The following is a 13,226-nucleotide window of genomic DNA, read 5'->3' on the forward strand; positions in this document are numbered from 1 at the left end:
GCCACCTGACCGGTAGATTCGGGCGGTGCCTGACAGTCGCCCCCGCCGTACCTTTGCCGTCATCAGCCACCCGGACGCGGGCAAGTCGACCCTCACCGAGGCACTGGCGCTGCACGCGCGGGTGATCAACGAGGCCGGAGCAGTCCACGGCAAGGGCGACCGGCGCGCCACGGTGTCGGACTGGATGGCGATGGAGAAGGCCCGTGGCATCTCGATCACCTCGGCCGCGCTGCAGTTCGTCTATCGCGACCACGTGATCAACCTGGTCGACACCCCCGGCCACAGCGACTTCTCCGAGGACACCTATCGCGTGCTGTCGGCCGTCGACTCCGCCGTGATGCTGGTCGACGCGGGCAAGGGGCTGGAGCCGCAGACCCTCAAGCTCTTCCGGGTGTGTGCGCTCCGCGGCATCCCGGTGATCACGGTCATCAACAAGTGGGACCGTCCCGGGCTGTCCGCCCTCGAGCTGATGGACCTCATCCAGGAGAAGATCAAGCTCCGGCCCACTCCCCTGACCTGGCCGGTGGGCGAGGCCGGTGACTTCCGGGGGGTCCTGGACCGCCGGACGGGCGAGTTCGTGAAGTACACCCGCACCGCGGGTGGCGCCACGAGGGCTCCCGAGCAGCGGCTGGCGTCCGGACAGGTCGAGGAGAACGACGCGGCCCTGTGGGCAGATGCGGTCGAGGAGCACGAGCTGCTCAGCCTCGACGAGGCCGACCACGACCAGGAGCGCTTCCTCGCCGGCGAGACGACCCCGGTGATGTTCGCCTCGGCGCTGCAGAACTTCGGCGTCGCGCAGCTGCTCGACCTGCTCCTCGACCTGGCGCCGGACCCGAGCCCGACCGAGGGCGTCGACGGCTCGGTGCGCCACGTCCGTGACGACTTCAGCGCCTTCATCTTCAAGGTGCAGTCGGGGATGAACAACGCCCACCGCGACCGACTCGCCTATGCGCGCGTGGTCTCCGGATCGTTCGAACGCGGCATGGTCGTCACGCACGCCACCACCGGCCGGCCCTTCGCGACCAAGTTCGCGCAGGCGGTGTTCGGGCGGGAGACGACCTCGGTGGAGACCGCCGAGCCGGGCGACATCATCGGCTTCGTCAACGCCCAGTCGCTGCGGGTCGGCGACACGGTCTATGTCGGTGACCCGATCGAATATCCGCCGGTGCCCAGCTTCGCCCCGGAGCACTTCGTCACCGCCAGCGCCGCTGACATCGGCCGCTACAAGCAGTTCCGGCGCGGCATCGAGCAGCTCGACCAGGAGGGCGTGGTCCAGGTGCTGCGCTCCGACCTGCGCGGCGACCAGAGCCCCGTCCTGGCGGCAGTCGGACCGATGCAGTTCGAGGTGGTCGAGGACCGGATGACCAACGAGTTCAACTCGCCCATCCGGCTGGCGCGCCTCGACTACCAGGTCGCCCGGCGCACCGACGCAGCCGGAGCCGCGGCGCTGGCCGGGATCCGTGGGGTGGAGGTCCTGGAACGCAGCGACGGCACGCGGCTGGCGCTGTTCGTCGACCAGTGGCGCGCCAAGGTGACGGCCCGGGACAACCCCGATGTGATGCTCGAGGAGCTGCCGGCGGGCGGGAACTGAGCGACGGGCGCTGCACTTCCACGCAGGTGCGTGGAACTTCGGCCCGGTACGGCGCTCGCCGCCCGAACTTCCACGCGTGCGCGTGGAACTTCATCCGCAGCGGTCACGTGGGTACTGGGCCGGCATGACAGACCACTCCCAGCGATTCATCGCGCTGATCGGCGCTCATGCCCCCGAGGCAGCCGACGGCACGGCCACGCTCACCCTCGACGCTGACGAACGACACCTCAACGACGCCGGCACAGTTCACGGCGGCCTGCTCGCCACCCTGGTGGACACCACGATGGGCGCAGCGATCGCCAGCACCACCGACGGCGAGACTCCCGTGACCAGCCAGCTCACCCTCACCTACCTGCGACCGGGCCAGCCGGGGCGGCTCGTCGTCACGGCCAGGGTCAGCAAGCGCGGGGAGAACCTCACCGTCTGCGAGGGCGACGTGGAGCAGGAGGGGTCCTCGCTGGTGCACGCGCTGGCCACCTTCGCGCTGGTCGACGGCTGAGCGTCGAGTGGTCCTCGCGGCGTCGACTCAGAGCGAGCGGTCGTCGCTGGTCTCCTCCAGCAGCCGCTCGGCCACGATCCGCAGCTTGGTGTTGCTGTTGGACGACAGGCGGGTCAGGAACGCGAAGGCGCGGGCATCGTCCATCGCGTACTTGTGCATGACCACGCCGACGGCCTGACCGATGACCTGACGGGTCTGGACGGCCTGCTGCAGGTGGGTGATCTCACGGGCGTAGTCGATGGCCATGGCCGCCTGGTGGCTGAACAGCTCACCCAGGGCGTCGAGGTCGCCGAACACGCCCTCCTTCTCGGAATAGAGGTTGAGCGCGCCCTTGGACTTCTCGGCGTCGAAGAGCCGGATGCCGGCCTGGGCCAGCACGCCGGCGGACACGGCGACCGGCGCATAGCGTGGCCAGCGCGCATCCGCGGCCAGGTGCGGTCCCGTGACGTGGACGCTGTCGGTGGAGGCATGGTAGCAGGGCCCCTCGCGCAGCTCGTACTGCGCCGCGTCCAGGTCGCAGATCAGGTCGTCGGTGGGGGCGGCCGTCTCGAGGCGGTCGTCCGCGTGCCTGATGGTGATGCTTGCGTAACGCACGTCGGGCAGGACCTCGACGGCCGCGGCCGTGATGTTGGCGAGGGTCGCGTCGAGGTCGGCCGGCGTCAGCGCCGCACGCAGCCGACGGCTCAGGTCGAGGAATTCAGTGTTTGCCACCGGGCAACCGTACTTCGCCGACCGGCCCTGCGCGTCGCGTGCCGTCAGCGACGGCGTCGAGGCCGGGTCCGGTGGCTGCCGAACTCGAGGGGTCCAGCCGTGCTCAGGCTCAGGAAGTCGCGAGCCCGCGTCCGCCGTCTCCGGGTCGATGACAGCCACGCCGCTGCCGTGCGTGGGCTTCACGCCCGCCCAAGTTCTTCGGCGATCGACCCGTCGTTGGTGCCGGCGGCCCCGAACACGTGGTGAGACCGATCACACAGGGAGGAACGACCATGTGGGACACCGTGCAGACCAACGACGTCCACCTGTCGCACGACATGCCGTGCGGAAGGTGTGGGCATGGGGCGCACACCTTCCTCGCGTGCGGCGACGGGTGCGTCTGCGAGCCGGTCGTGATGCCGGGGTCGTAGTTCAGCGGGTCTCGACGACGGACTTCAGCGCGGTCAGGTCACGGGCGACGGCGTCGGCGTCACGTTCGAACTCCTCGTCGCTCGTCTCGGGTCGCTGGCGGAGGGTGAAGACCACCTCGCAGCGGCTGCCGTCGGCGATGACCCGGAGCGGGTTGTGCACGACCTGCCCGGACGGCAGCGTGACGTCGTGGTCGAGGACCCCGAAGCCGTTGGGTGGGGCAAACGTGAACGAGACCGGACCCATCGGCGACTCGGTGACCCAGCTGTCGCCCACCCGGGTGACCTCGGCGTCGGCCAGGCCAGCGGCCCACTGCGGGAGGTTGAGCGGGTCGGCTGCGAAGTCGTACACCTCGGACGCGGGGCGCTCGACCACGATGCTGATGTGTCGCGAGCTGGGGCCCATGGCCTGAACGTAGCCGACGAGTCCGGGCGCCCTCGGGTCCGGACGTAGGCTCGACGGGTGAGCCTCACCCCCGTCCAGGTCGCCCTGCACAGCCACTTCGCCACCGATCTGGCAGAGCTGTCTGTGCCGTGGCGGGGCGAGCCGGCGCCGGATCCGCGGCTGGTCGTCCTCAACGAGAATCTCGCCGACGACCTGGGCCTGGACCCGGACTGGCTGCGCAGTCCCGACGGCGTCGGGCTGCTGACCGGCACCCGCGTCCCGGACGGCGCGACACCCGTCGCCCAGGCCTATGCGGGGCACCAGTTCGGCGGCTTCTCCCCGCGCCTCGGCGACGGCCGAGCGCTCCTGCTCGGTGAGCTCGCCGACGCTGACGGCCGACTGCGCGACCTGCACCTGAAGGGCTCGGGGCGCACACCGTTCGCCCGCGGCGGCGACGGGCTCGCCGCTCTCGGCCCGATGCTGCGCGAGCACGCCATCAGCGAGGCGATGCACGCCCTCGGGATCCCCACGACGCGCTCCCTGGCGGTGGTGGCCACCGGCCGGACCGTCCAGCGCGAGACCCCGTTGCCGGGCGCGGTGCTGGCCCGGGTCGCCAGCAGCCACCTGCGCGTCGGCAGCTTCCAATACGCAGCCACCATCGGCGACCTCGACCTGATGCGGCGGCTGGTCGACCACGCCATCGACCGCCACCACCCCGCCGCTGCGGACTCGGAGCTGCCGGCGCTGGCGCTGTTCGACGCCGTGGTGTCGGCGCAGGCGTCCCTGGTCGCGCAGTGGATGCTCGTCGGCTTCATCCACGGCGTGATGAACACCGACAACATGACGATCTCGGGCGAGACGATCGACTACGGTCCGTGCGCGTTCATGGACGCCTACGACCCCACGACGGTCTTCAGCTCGATCGACCATGCGGGCCGCTACGCGTTCGCCAACCAGCCCGTGGCCGCCGAGTGGAACCTCGCCCGGCTCGCCGAGTCGTTGCTGCCGCTGATCGACGAGAGCCAGGACCGCGCCGTCGAGCTCGCGGTGGCGTCGCTCGGCGCCTTCCGTCCGCAGTACGGCGACGCGTGGGCCGCCGGGATGCGCACGAAGCTCGGGCTGCCCCCGGGCTTGTCGGACGACGTGGCGGGTGGGCTGGTCACAGACCTGCTGGCGCTCCTCCAGCGCAGCCGGGTCGACCACACGACGGCTTTCCGTGCCCTGCGGCCGGCCGCGGCCGGCGACGCAGAGCCCTTGCGCCGCCTGTTCCTCGACCTCGCGGAGGTCGACGGGTGGCTCGCGCGGTGGCGCCCGGTCGGCCCGGACGCGGAGCGTATGGCGCTCGCCAACCCGGTCTACATCCCGCGCAACCACCTGGTCGAGGAAGCGCTCGCAGCCGCGACGGCGGGTGACCTGGGCCCCCTCCAGCGGCTGCTGGAGGCGGTCTCGGCGCCATACGACGAAAGGCCTGGGCTCGAGCTCTATGCGGCCCCTGCTCCGGACGACTTCGTCGACTACCAGACCTTCTGCGGCACCTGAGGGGCTAGCGCCGAGGCTCGTAGCGCAGGGCCAGCGCCCCGGAAGCGAGCTCTTCTCGGCCCACGGGCCGCAGCTCGACGTGTGCCGAGAGCCCCGCGAACAACGACGGCCCGTGCCCGGCGATCCTGGGATGCACCACGAACTCGTACTCATCGATCAGTCCCAGCTCGGCGAGCGCCATCGGGAGCCGCACTCCCCCGGTGAACAGACCCTCGCCGGGCTCGTCCTTGAGCCGCCGGACGGCGTCGCCGAGGTCTCCGCGCACGAGCTCTGCGTTCCAGTCGACGAGGTCCAGCGTGCTCGACACGACATATTTCCTGGCCTCGGTGATGGTCCGGGCGAAGGGCTCCATCCAGTCGGGCCTGCCGGTCGCCGACGCCGGCGGCCGGAACGCTTCTTCCATCATCTCGTAGGTCACGCGCCCGAAGAGAAGCGCGTCGGCCCGCCCGAGGCTGTCGGCTGCGCGGCGGTGCAGCTCTTCGTCGGCAGGGATGGCCTGGTGGTCGCAACAACCGTCCAGCGTGACGTTGATGGAGTAGCGAAGAGGTCGCACCCGACGAGGCTAGCGGTGCACAAGCTGTCCGACACCCCCTCGAAGGGTCAGTCCTCGATCGGCGCCGCGCCCCGATCCTGCAAGGCCTCGACCCCGTCCCGCATGGCCTGCAGCGTCTCGGGCGGGTGACCCACCCAGTCGACCAGCTCCCCCACGATGCGCAGCGGCTCGCGCGAGCGGAACGACTGGGTCGGGTTGCCCGGGAACTTCTTGTCCGTCAGGTTGGGGTCGTCCTCGAACGCGCCGGTGGGTTCGACGAGGTAGATGCGTCCGCGGCCCGGCCCGGCCGCGAGCTCTGCGCCCCACGTCGCGGCGTCGAGGGTGCCGGTGAAGTAGACGTAGTTCATCAGCCGGCCCGCCTCGAAGTTCGACTCGCGTCCGGGCACCAACAGGTCGCCGACCGCGAGGTCCGCCTTGGTGCCGTGGAGGAGGACGCCCGGTTCGAAGGCCTCGAACGGCACGGGCTTGCGGCCAGGACTCACGGCGCCAGCCTAGGCCGCGGCGGGCTCAGACGAGCCGATCAGCCGCGGCCACGAGGTCCCGGACCCGGGCAGCGAGCTCGTCGTCGAAGGCTCCGGCCGGCGCCTGCCAGTCCCAGTTGCCGTCCGCGGTGCCGGGCGTGTTCATCCGACCCTCGCTGCCGAGGCCGAGCAGGTCCTGGGCCGGGATGACGCTGAGCCGTGCGGTCGACTGCAGGGCGAGCCGGACCAACGCCCAGGGCATCGGCTCCGTGGGGTCGGCGAGGCTGGAGCGGACGCGCTCGCGGCTCTCCTCGTCCAGCTGCTCCCACCAGCCCAGGGTGGTGTCGTTGTCGTGGGTCCCGGTGTAGACGACGCTCTGCTCGCCGTGACGGGCCGGCAGATAGGGGTTGTCGCGCTCACCGTCGAAGGCGAACTGCAGGACCTTCATCCCCGGCAGGCCGAACTGGGCCAGGAGCGCCTCGACCTCCGGGGTGATGGTTCCGAGGTCCTCCGCGACGAGCGACCCGGCCCCGGCGGTCTCGACCAGGGCGGAGAGGAGGTCGGCACCCGGGCCGCGGACCCACTGCCCCTCGCGGGCGGTCTCCGCCTCGGCGGGCACGTGCCAGGCCGCCTCGAAGCCCCGGAAGTGGTCGATGCGCACGAGGTCGAACAGCTCACGCTGGCGCGCGATCCGGCGGCGCCACCAGCCGAACCCGTCCGCGGCCATGGCGTCCCAGTCGTAGTGGGGGTTGCCCCAACGCTGACCGTCGGCGGCGAAGTAGTCGGGAGGGCACCCGGCCACCGTGAACGGGTGGCCCTGCTCGTCGAGCTGGAACGACTCCCGCGACGCCCACACGTCGGCACTGTCGAGGGACACGAAGATCGGCAGGTCGCCGAAGAGCAGCACGCCCTTGGACGCGGCGTAGTCGCGCAGCCGCTCCCACTGCACGGCGAAGACCCACTGCTCGAAGCGCAGCGCCTGCACGCGGTCGGCGAGCGGAGCGACCACCTCGGCGACGGCCGCCGGCTCGCGGTCCCGCAGGGGCTGGGGCCAGGACTGCCACGCAGCGAGGTCCTGCGTCTCGCGGATGGCCATGAACTCGACGTACGGCGCCAGCCAGTCGGCCTGGGCGACACACCACGCCCCGAACGCGTCCTGCTGACGCTCGTCGAGCGCCGCTGCAGATTCGAGCCCGTGGGCGGACTGGTGCCGGCGGCTGATCAAGGCCGTGTTGCCGGCCATCGCGGAGGGCGCGTTGTAGGGCGAGCCGTCGCCCGGGTGGGTCGGCACCAGCGGCAACACCTGCCAGACCGAGCAGCCCGCGGCGGCGAGGAAGTCGACGAACCTGTAGGCCTCGTCGCCGAGGTCGCCCGTGCTCGTGCCCGAGGGCACCGGACCTCCGGGCAGCGACGTCACGTGCAGGAGGACGCCCGCCCGACGCCGGTCGAACGGCAGGTCCTGCTCGCGCATCTCACTCCTTCATCGGAAAGGAGCGAGCGTAGCCGAGCGGTTCGGGACACGGAGTATCGGAACTCTGTCGCCCACGGCGGTCGATCCGTCATGATCAGGCCGTTGCTCGTTGGCGAAGGCGGAGGCAGACCGATGGAGACGACCGAACACCGCGTCTCGTGGCAGGCAGTCACCCTCGAAGTCGTCGCCTCGCTGCTGGCGGGGGAGCAGCAGCGCTGTTCCCTGTGCTCTACTTCGCGGTCCGCCTCGCGTTCTTCGGTGAGCGGGCCGTCATCCACCCCGAGAACGTGCGCCAGTACTGGGTCCTCGTGGGGGTGCTCGCAGTCTCGAGCATCGCGGCGCTCGCTGCCGCACACCGTCGCGGGGGAAGGCGAGCGCTTGCCTGGCACTCCCTCGTCGCTGCCATGGGGTTGGTCCTGGCCCTGCTGTTCTCGGTCTCCGAGCCCGGACAGGTCGACCAGCCGGACCGCACCCCGGAGCCGCGCGAGCAGCCTGACCGCGGCGCCTCGGTGTGTCACTCCGGCGGCGGCAGCGACGAGTGCGTGGGCGGCTGAGGGGCACGGGCCACGTGGTGCGCGCGGTACGCCGCATAGAGGCGCGTCAGGAACGCCTCGAGCTCGATCGCCATCTCGTCGTCCAGTGACGGGAAGGAGAAGGTCGCCTTGCCGGTACGACGTGCCCGGAACCGCTCAGAGCACGCCTCGAGCGTCTGCGGCCAGGCGTCGACGGCGATCGCGTACAGGCTGACCTTGCTGGAGCTCCGCTTCACGGCCGCGAAGTAGTCGTGCGCGCCGGAGCCGGGCCAGCGCAGGGACGGCATCCCATAGATGGTCGCCTCCTCGAGCTCCTCACGATAGGAAGCGAGCAGGCTCCAGATCCGAGCCTCCACGGCGTCGAGATCGCTCATGACAACCACCGTAGGCACCGGGATCGGTCACCGACAGGCCAGTCTTCCCATCCAGCGACCGGTGGAGCACCCTGATCCCTGTGAGGTGGACGACCCGGGATGGACGGCAACCTGCGGTTCGCGGCGTCGCGGCCGCATCGGCGCTCTTCTGGGGTTTGCTGTTCTTCGGTGTCATCGACCTGCTGGTGCCGGTGCAGGAGACGTTCGGGTTCCATGAGGCCTATCTCCTGGAGACCGGGTGGGGCGTTCTCTACACGTTCCTGGTCAGCGCCGCGTTCGTCGTGCTGGTGGTGCGGCCGACGCTGGTGATGCCGGTCGTCCAGCTCGCCATCGTGGCTGCGAGCCTGGCAGGGACCGCGGTCGCTGCCGGGTCGTGGATCCAGCTGGCTCCGGCGGTGCTGCTCGCCCTGAGCTGCTGGGCCGTCGTGGCGCTGGCCCACGGGCGCCCGAGGCATCTCGTCGTACGGCGAAGCCGGAGACCCGATCCGTGGGTCGGCGTGCTGGCGGTGGGCTCGGTTCCGCCGGCAGTGCTGTTCGCGGTCGACATGGTCGCGGGGTTCCGTCAGCGGCGACCTCCGCTCGACGACGACACCTGGGGCATCGACCACTGGCCCACGCAGGCAGCGATGGCGCTCGCCGTGGCTGCCGCCGCCGTGGCGGTCGCTGTCGGCATACGTGCTCGATGGTCGGGTGCGGCTGCGAGTGCCGGGTGTGTGGCAGTCGCCGCCGGCTGGTTCGGCTATTGGTCGGGCGCCTATCCGGGCCATGCCGGGAGCGCCGGCGAGGCAGGGGGCCTGGCGCTGATCGGGTGGGCCGTTGCGTTCGTGGTCGTCGTGAGCTGGCGGCTCGTCGTGCGCGCGGGCGAGGCAGGCCCGCGGGGCGGCGTGGTGGCTGATCCAGTGGCGCTCAGTCGGAGCAGTCGTAGCCGACGTCCACCAGCCTCAGCCGAGTGACCCGGTCAGCTGTGAAGGTGAGCTCGTAGTCAGCGGTGGCAGACGCCCTGACAAGGACCACGGGACCACTCACCTCCTCGAAGGGATAGGTGTCGAGGACCTGCTCCCGACCGGCTCCCACACCGATACCGTCTGGAGTCGTCACATCCCGCGGGACCTCGATGCTGACCAGCCGGCCCGACCCCGAGAACCACCCCGTGCCGGCCGCGACCTCGGCCGTGGTGCACTCCCCCGCGTCGCTGGAATCCACCTCGACGCTCGGATCGAGGTCCTCCGACGACCTGCCCAGTCGTAGCGGTCCCCAACCCTCGGGTTGCAGGACGTCGGGATCGTCGCGCCAGGCGCACCCCTCCTCGGTCATGGTGCACATCTGCCGATCCATCAGCCAGCCGACCTGGGTGCGGACCCAGCGAGCCAGGTCCTCCATCGCAACCCCGTGCACCTCACGCTCCTGGACGACGAGCAGGTTGGGTCCGAGGCGGACGATCTGGACGACGTCCGGGAAGTCCGCCCTGGTCCCGGGGCCGTCTCCGTCGCGCGTCACCACCCACCCCGGCTCACCGTGCTCCGGCGCCCACCGCACGGTGGTGGTCCACGTGCGACCCCGTTCGTCGGTGAAGCGCGGGCAGCCCCTGAACTCGGCGGCGAGGCCGGCGGCAGCCGCTTCCGCCGTGCTCGCGTCCGGATAGACACTCAGTCCGCGGGCACTCAGGTCGCTTCCCTGGGACACCCTCACGAACTGGTGGGCGATCGCACCCTCGGCGAACGCGGACGTCTCGCCGCAGACCAAGAGCTTCAGTGCACCGGGGTGGGCCGTGGGGCGCTCGGGAATCCGTGACATCCCGGACGCCAGGTCGAGCTGCGGCGGGATCAGCGACTCGACACCCGGCGAGTCGACCGGACCCGAGTCGGAGCTCGGCGGCTCACCCAGAAGCAGGGACAGGCCTCCCACGAGCGTCGCTGCGGCGAACGCCGTACCGACGAGGACCAGCCCGGCACGGCGACGACGCAACCTGTCCCCGCGGCGACGGACCTCCGCAGGAGGAAGCGAGGACACCTGGTCAGGGTCGCGCAGCGGAGCGAAGATGTCAGACATGGCGGGCGCCCTCCTCGGCCAGCAATGAGTGCAGCGTCGCCCGGCCCCGCGACAGACGGGCCTTGACGGTGCCCACGGGGGCGCGGACCACGACGGCGACCTCGGCGACGGGCAGGTCGCAGAGATGGTGGAGCACCAGCGCGTGCCGCTGTTCCACCGGCAGCTGGCTCAGCGCCCGCATCAGCTCGATCCTCGCCTCGTCAGGGGGTGGCTCGCTGCGAACGGGCTGCAGCGCTCGGTCTGGACTGCGGCGGGAACGGACTGTGTGACGCCAACGGCTGACCGCCAGACGGTATGCCGTCAGGCGCACCCAGGCCTCGGGAGAGCCGGAGCCGTCGAGCTCGCGGCGACGCGACCACGCCCGGACGAAGGCCTCCTGGACGCAGTCTCGCGCCTCCTCGCGATCCCCGACCAGGGCATAGAGCTGATTCACGAGCCTGCTGAACGCGATCGTGTACAAGGCGTCGAACTCATCGGCTTCCATGAGGCCTCCCTGTCTCATGCTAGATACGCCTCAGGAGCCCGCCAGGTTGCAACGCGTTACGGTCCGCAGGTGGAGCTGCAGCAACGCATCATCGACGGCCGGGGCGAGTTCCTGCTCTTCGCCCTGACTCCACCGCGCCAGACTGCCTCGCCGGAACGGGCCCAGGAGATCGCCGACATCACGGTGAAGCGCCTGGAGTCCCTGGAAGTGGACGGCCTGGTCCTCTATGACATCGACGACGAGAGTGACCGCAACCCGCACGAGCGCCCGTTCCCGTTCCTGCCGACGATGGACCCGGCCGACTACTTGTCGCGCTACTTCGACGTCGGGAACATCCCCGTCGTGGTCTACAGGGCTGTCGGGAAGTACGCCGAGGCTGACCTCGAGTCATGGCTGCGGGCCCAGGATCCCGCCCGCCGGCTGTCGGTGTTCGTCGGGGCGGCTTCGCGGGACAAGCCGGTCACCACCTCCTTGGGGCGTGCGCTGACCCTGCGAGCGCAGACGCGCCCCGACCTTCTCCTCGGCGGGGTCGCCATCCCTGAGCGGCATGCACGAAGTGGCGATGAGCACCTGCGCCTGCTGCGGAAGCAGGCCGCTGGTTGTTCCTTCTTCGTCACGCAGGTGGTCTACGACGTGACTGCCGCCAAGAACCTCGTTTCGGACTATCGCTACGAGTGCCTCGCGCACGGTGTGTCCCCGGCGCCGATCGTCTTCACCTTCTCGGTGTGCGGCTCCACGAAGACGCTCGACTTCCTCAGGTGGCTGGGCGTGGACGTGCCGCGTTGGATCGAGAACGAGCTCTTGCACGCGGACGACACCCTCGAGGCGTCCTTCGAGTACGCCCTGACCGCTGCTCGGGAGCTGATGGCCTACTGTCGCCGCCTCGGCGTGCCGTTCGGGCTCAATGTCGAGAGCGTCTCCAGCCGACGCGACGAGATCGAGGCATCGGTGGACCTCGCAGGCCACCTGCGGGGCGAGCTGCACCGCCAGGACTAGGTGATGGGGGGCTGCCAGGTTGCAGCCCCGAGCAATGATGGGCCCGTGAGTGACGACGTCGATCGAGCGACAGAGTCCGTGTGGGACTACCCCCGGCCCCCGGCCCTGGTCCCGTCGCGCGAGCGCGTGGTCATCGAGCTGGATGGCGAGGTGGTGGCCGACACCCGGCAATCCCTGCGGGTGCTGGAGACGACGCATCCACCCGTCTACTACGTCCCCGGCGACGCCGTCCGTCCCGGCTTGCTCAGGCCGGTCCCCGGGACGACGTGGTGCGAGTTCAAGGGATCTGCGTCGTACTTCGATGTGGTCTGCCCCAGCGGTCGGGTGGTTCCCCGGGCAGCTTGGCACTACCCCCAACCCACCTCGGGCTACGAGGCGCTCGTCGACCACGTCGCGTTCTATCCCGGTCGGATGGATCGGTGCACGGTCGATGGTGAGACTGTCCTGGCCCAGCAGGGCGACTTCTATGGCGGCTGGATCACCAGCAAGGTGACTGGCCCCTTCAAGGGGGCAGCGGGAACCGTCGGCTGGTAGGGCGGGCGACTGCCCCGGACCCTGCGATCGCCTTGCGTTCCGCTTGCGCCCGGGCTCGTCAGTGAGTCCTCAGCTCATCCACTCGCGTTCGAGGATGGCGAAGAGGAGGTCGTCGGTCCACTCATCCTTCGCCCAGGTGCTCTCGACAAGGTGACCTTCCCGGCGCATTCCCACGGCAGCCAGCACCTTGGCCGAGGGGACGTTGCGGGAGTCGCACGAGGCAGTCACGCGATGCTTGTCGAGGTGGCCGAACAAGAAGCGCAGCAGCAGCGAGACGGCCTCGCGCGCGTAGCCGACTCCCTGATGCTCAGGAGCGACGGTGAACCCGATCTCGACCGTCCTCTCATCATGTGCCTGGGACGCAAACGCACAGTCTCCGACCAGTGCACCGTCCCCGGTGCGGGCGATCGCGATCTGCAGCCAGTCCCCGGGCACATCGGTGGGCGCCGTCGCCATGGTGGTCACGAATTCCGTGGCATGTTCGATGGGGTACGGCGCATCCCACCCCTGGTACCGCGCCACGGCCGGGTCCGACCTGTACCTGGCGAAGGTCTCGATGTCGGACGCCCGGAAGCGGCGAAGATGCAGCCTGGGCGTGCGCAGCTGCGTGAACTCGTCGTCCGTCATGCACCCAGTGTC

The 13,226-nt window shown here is 70.4% G+C and carries 16 protein-coding genes; 7 read left to right on the top strand and 9 right to left on the bottom strand.

Annotation, left to right across the window (positions count from 1 at the left end; genetic code table 11):
* The first annotated feature begins 25 nt into the window (after positions 1-25).
* Both G7071_RS15575 and G7071_RS15580 read left to right on the top strand, forming a co-directional pair.
* Positions 26-1,591, top strand: coding sequence for a peptide chain release factor 3 (locus G7071_RS15575; RefSeq protein ID WP_166320260.1), 1,566 nt, complete (start codon positions 26-28; stop codon positions 1,589-1,591).
* 124 nt (positions 1,592-1,715) lie between these two features.
* A complete protein-coding gene (locus G7071_RS15580) occupies positions 1,716-2,090 on the top strand; it encodes a PaaI family thioesterase (protein WP_166320262.1) in 375 nt (124 codons plus the stop codon).
* Positions 2,091-2,117: 27 nt separating this feature from the next.
* Here G7071_RS15580 and G7071_RS15585 read toward each other — a convergent pair whose 3' ends face one another.
* Entirely contained in the window at positions 2,118-2,801 is a 684-nt protein-coding gene (locus G7071_RS15585) for a GAF and ANTAR domain-containing protein (RefSeq protein WP_166320264.1), read from the bottom strand.
* Positions 2,802-3,212: 411 nt separating this feature from the next.
* Entirely contained in the window at positions 3,213-3,614 is a 402-nt protein-coding gene (locus G7071_RS15590; protein ID WP_166320266.1) for an SRPBCC family protein, read from the bottom strand.
* Between the two features lie 57 nt (positions 3,615-3,671).
* On the opposite strand from G7071_RS15590, the gene G7071_RS15595 reads away from it, so the two are divergent.
* Complete coding sequence (locus G7071_RS15595) at positions 3,672-5,132, top strand: protein adenylyltransferase SelO (RefSeq protein WP_166320268.1); 1,461 nt, start codon at positions 3,672-3,674, stop codon at positions 5,130-5,132.
* 4 nt (positions 5,133-5,136) lie between these two features.
* On the opposite strand, the gene G7071_RS15600 is transcribed toward G7071_RS15595, so the two are convergent.
* From G7071_RS15600 to malQ, 3 genes are read right to left on the bottom strand one after another with little or no spacing between them, the layout of a single operon-like run.
* On the bottom strand, positions 5,137-5,685 hold the full coding sequence (locus G7071_RS15600) for a dihydrofolate reductase family protein (protein ID WP_166320270.1): 549 nt from the start codon (positions 5,683-5,685) through the stop codon (positions 5,137-5,139).
* 47 nt (positions 5,686-5,732) lie between these two features.
* On the bottom strand, positions 5,733-6,167 hold the full coding sequence (arr, locus tag G7071_RS15605; RefSeq protein ID WP_166320272.1) for an NAD(+)--rifampin ADP-ribosyltransferase: 435 nt from the start codon (positions 6,165-6,167) through the stop codon (positions 5,733-5,735).
* A gap of 25 nt (positions 6,168-6,192) precedes the next feature.
* The gene (malQ, locus tag G7071_RS15610) at positions 6,193-7,617 is read right to left on the bottom strand and encodes a 4-alpha-glucanotransferase (RefSeq protein ID WP_166320274.1); all 1,425 of its coding nucleotides are present in this window, start codon (positions 7,615-7,617) and stop codon (positions 6,193-6,195) included.
* Positions 7,618-7,775: 158 nt separating this feature from the next.
* Between malQ and G7071_RS15615 the strand changes: the two genes are divergently transcribed.
* Positions 7,776-8,171, top strand: a complete 396-nt coding sequence (locus G7071_RS15615; RefSeq protein ID WP_166320276.1) for a DUF6234 family protein — start codon at positions 7,776-7,778, stop codon at positions 8,169-8,171.
* Here G7071_RS15615 and G7071_RS15620 read toward each other — a convergent pair.
* Positions 8,132-8,524: a hypothetical protein gene (locus tag G7071_RS15620; RefSeq protein ID WP_166320278.1), complete on the bottom strand. Its 393-nt coding sequence runs from the start codon at positions 8,522-8,524 to the stop codon at positions 8,132-8,134. The genes G7071_RS15615 and G7071_RS15620 overlap by 40 nt on opposite strands.
* 80 nt (positions 8,525-8,604) lie before the next feature.
* Between G7071_RS15620 and G7071_RS15625 the strand changes: the two genes are divergently transcribed.
* Positions 8,605-9,477 carry a hypothetical protein gene (locus G7071_RS15625; protein WP_166320280.1) on the top strand — a complete coding sequence of 291 codons (873 nt, stop codon included), beginning with the start codon at positions 8,605-8,607 and terminating at the stop codon, positions 9,475-9,477.
* Here the strand turns inward: G7071_RS15625 and G7071_RS15630 are convergent.
* Positions 9,431-10,573, bottom strand: coding sequence for a hypothetical protein (locus G7071_RS15630; protein WP_166320282.1), 1,143 nt, complete (start codon positions 10,571-10,573; stop codon positions 9,431-9,433). The genes G7071_RS15625 and G7071_RS15630 overlap by 47 nt on opposite strands.
* Positions 10,566-11,057: a sigma-70 family RNA polymerase sigma factor gene (locus G7071_RS15635; RefSeq protein WP_166320284.1), complete on the bottom strand. Its 492-nt coding sequence runs from the start codon at positions 11,055-11,057 to the stop codon at positions 10,566-10,568. Before G7071_RS15635 ends, G7071_RS15630 begins: the two co-directional genes overlap by 8 nt.
* A gap of 69 nt (positions 11,058-11,126) precedes the next feature.
* On the opposite strand from G7071_RS15635, the gene G7071_RS15640 reads away from it, so the two are divergent.
* Both G7071_RS15640 and G7071_RS15645 read left to right on the top strand, forming a co-directional pair.
* Positions 11,127-12,053, top strand: coding sequence for a methylenetetrahydrofolate reductase (locus G7071_RS15640; RefSeq protein ID WP_166320286.1), 927 nt, complete (start codon positions 11,127-11,129; stop codon positions 12,051-12,053).
* Positions 12,054-12,098: 45 nt separating this feature from the next.
* Positions 12,099-12,587: a DUF427 domain-containing protein gene (locus tag G7071_RS15645; RefSeq protein WP_246210062.1), complete on the top strand. Its 489-nt coding sequence runs from the start codon at positions 12,099-12,101 to the stop codon at positions 12,585-12,587.
* Between the two features lie 69 nt (positions 12,588-12,656).
* Here G7071_RS15645 and G7071_RS15650 read toward each other — a convergent pair whose 3' ends face one another.
* A complete protein-coding gene (locus G7071_RS15650; protein ID WP_166320290.1) occupies positions 12,657-13,214 on the bottom strand; it encodes a GNAT family N-acetyltransferase in 558 nt (185 codons plus the stop codon).
* Positions 13,215-13,226: the final 12 nt, after the last annotated feature.

This window comes from Nocardioides piscis (genome assembly GCF_011300215.1).
GTDB lineage: Bacteria > Actinomycetota > Actinomycetes > Propionibacteriales > Nocardioidaceae > Nocardioides > Nocardioides piscis.

Coding starts and splice junctions, on each gene's coding strand:
- G7071_RS15590 (WP_166320266.1), bottom strand. CDS start 3,614: ATGGGCCCCAGCTCGCGACACATCAGCATCGTGGTCGAGCGCCCCGCG.
- G7071_RS15635 (WP_166320284.1), bottom strand. CDS start 11,057: ATGGAAGCCGATGAGTTCGACGCCTTGTACACGATCGCGTTCAGCAGG.
- G7071_RS15630 (WP_166320282.1), bottom strand. CDS start 10,573: ATGTCTGACATCTTCGCTCCGCTGCGCGACCCTGACCAGGTGTCCTCG.
- G7071_RS15580 (WP_166320262.1), top strand. CDS start 1,716: ATGACAGACCACTCCCAGCGATTCATCGCGCTGATCGGCGCTCATGCC.
- malQ (WP_166320274.1), bottom strand. CDS start 7,617: ATGCGCGAGCAGGACCTGCCGTTCGACCGGCGTCGGGCGGGCGTCCTC.
- G7071_RS15620 (WP_166320278.1), bottom strand. CDS start 8,524: ATGAGCGATCTCGACGCCGTGGAGGCTCGGATCTGGAGCCTGCTCGCT.
- G7071_RS15650 (WP_166320290.1), bottom strand. CDS start 13,214: ATGACGGACGACGAGTTCACGCAGCTGCGCACGCCCAGGCTGCATCTT.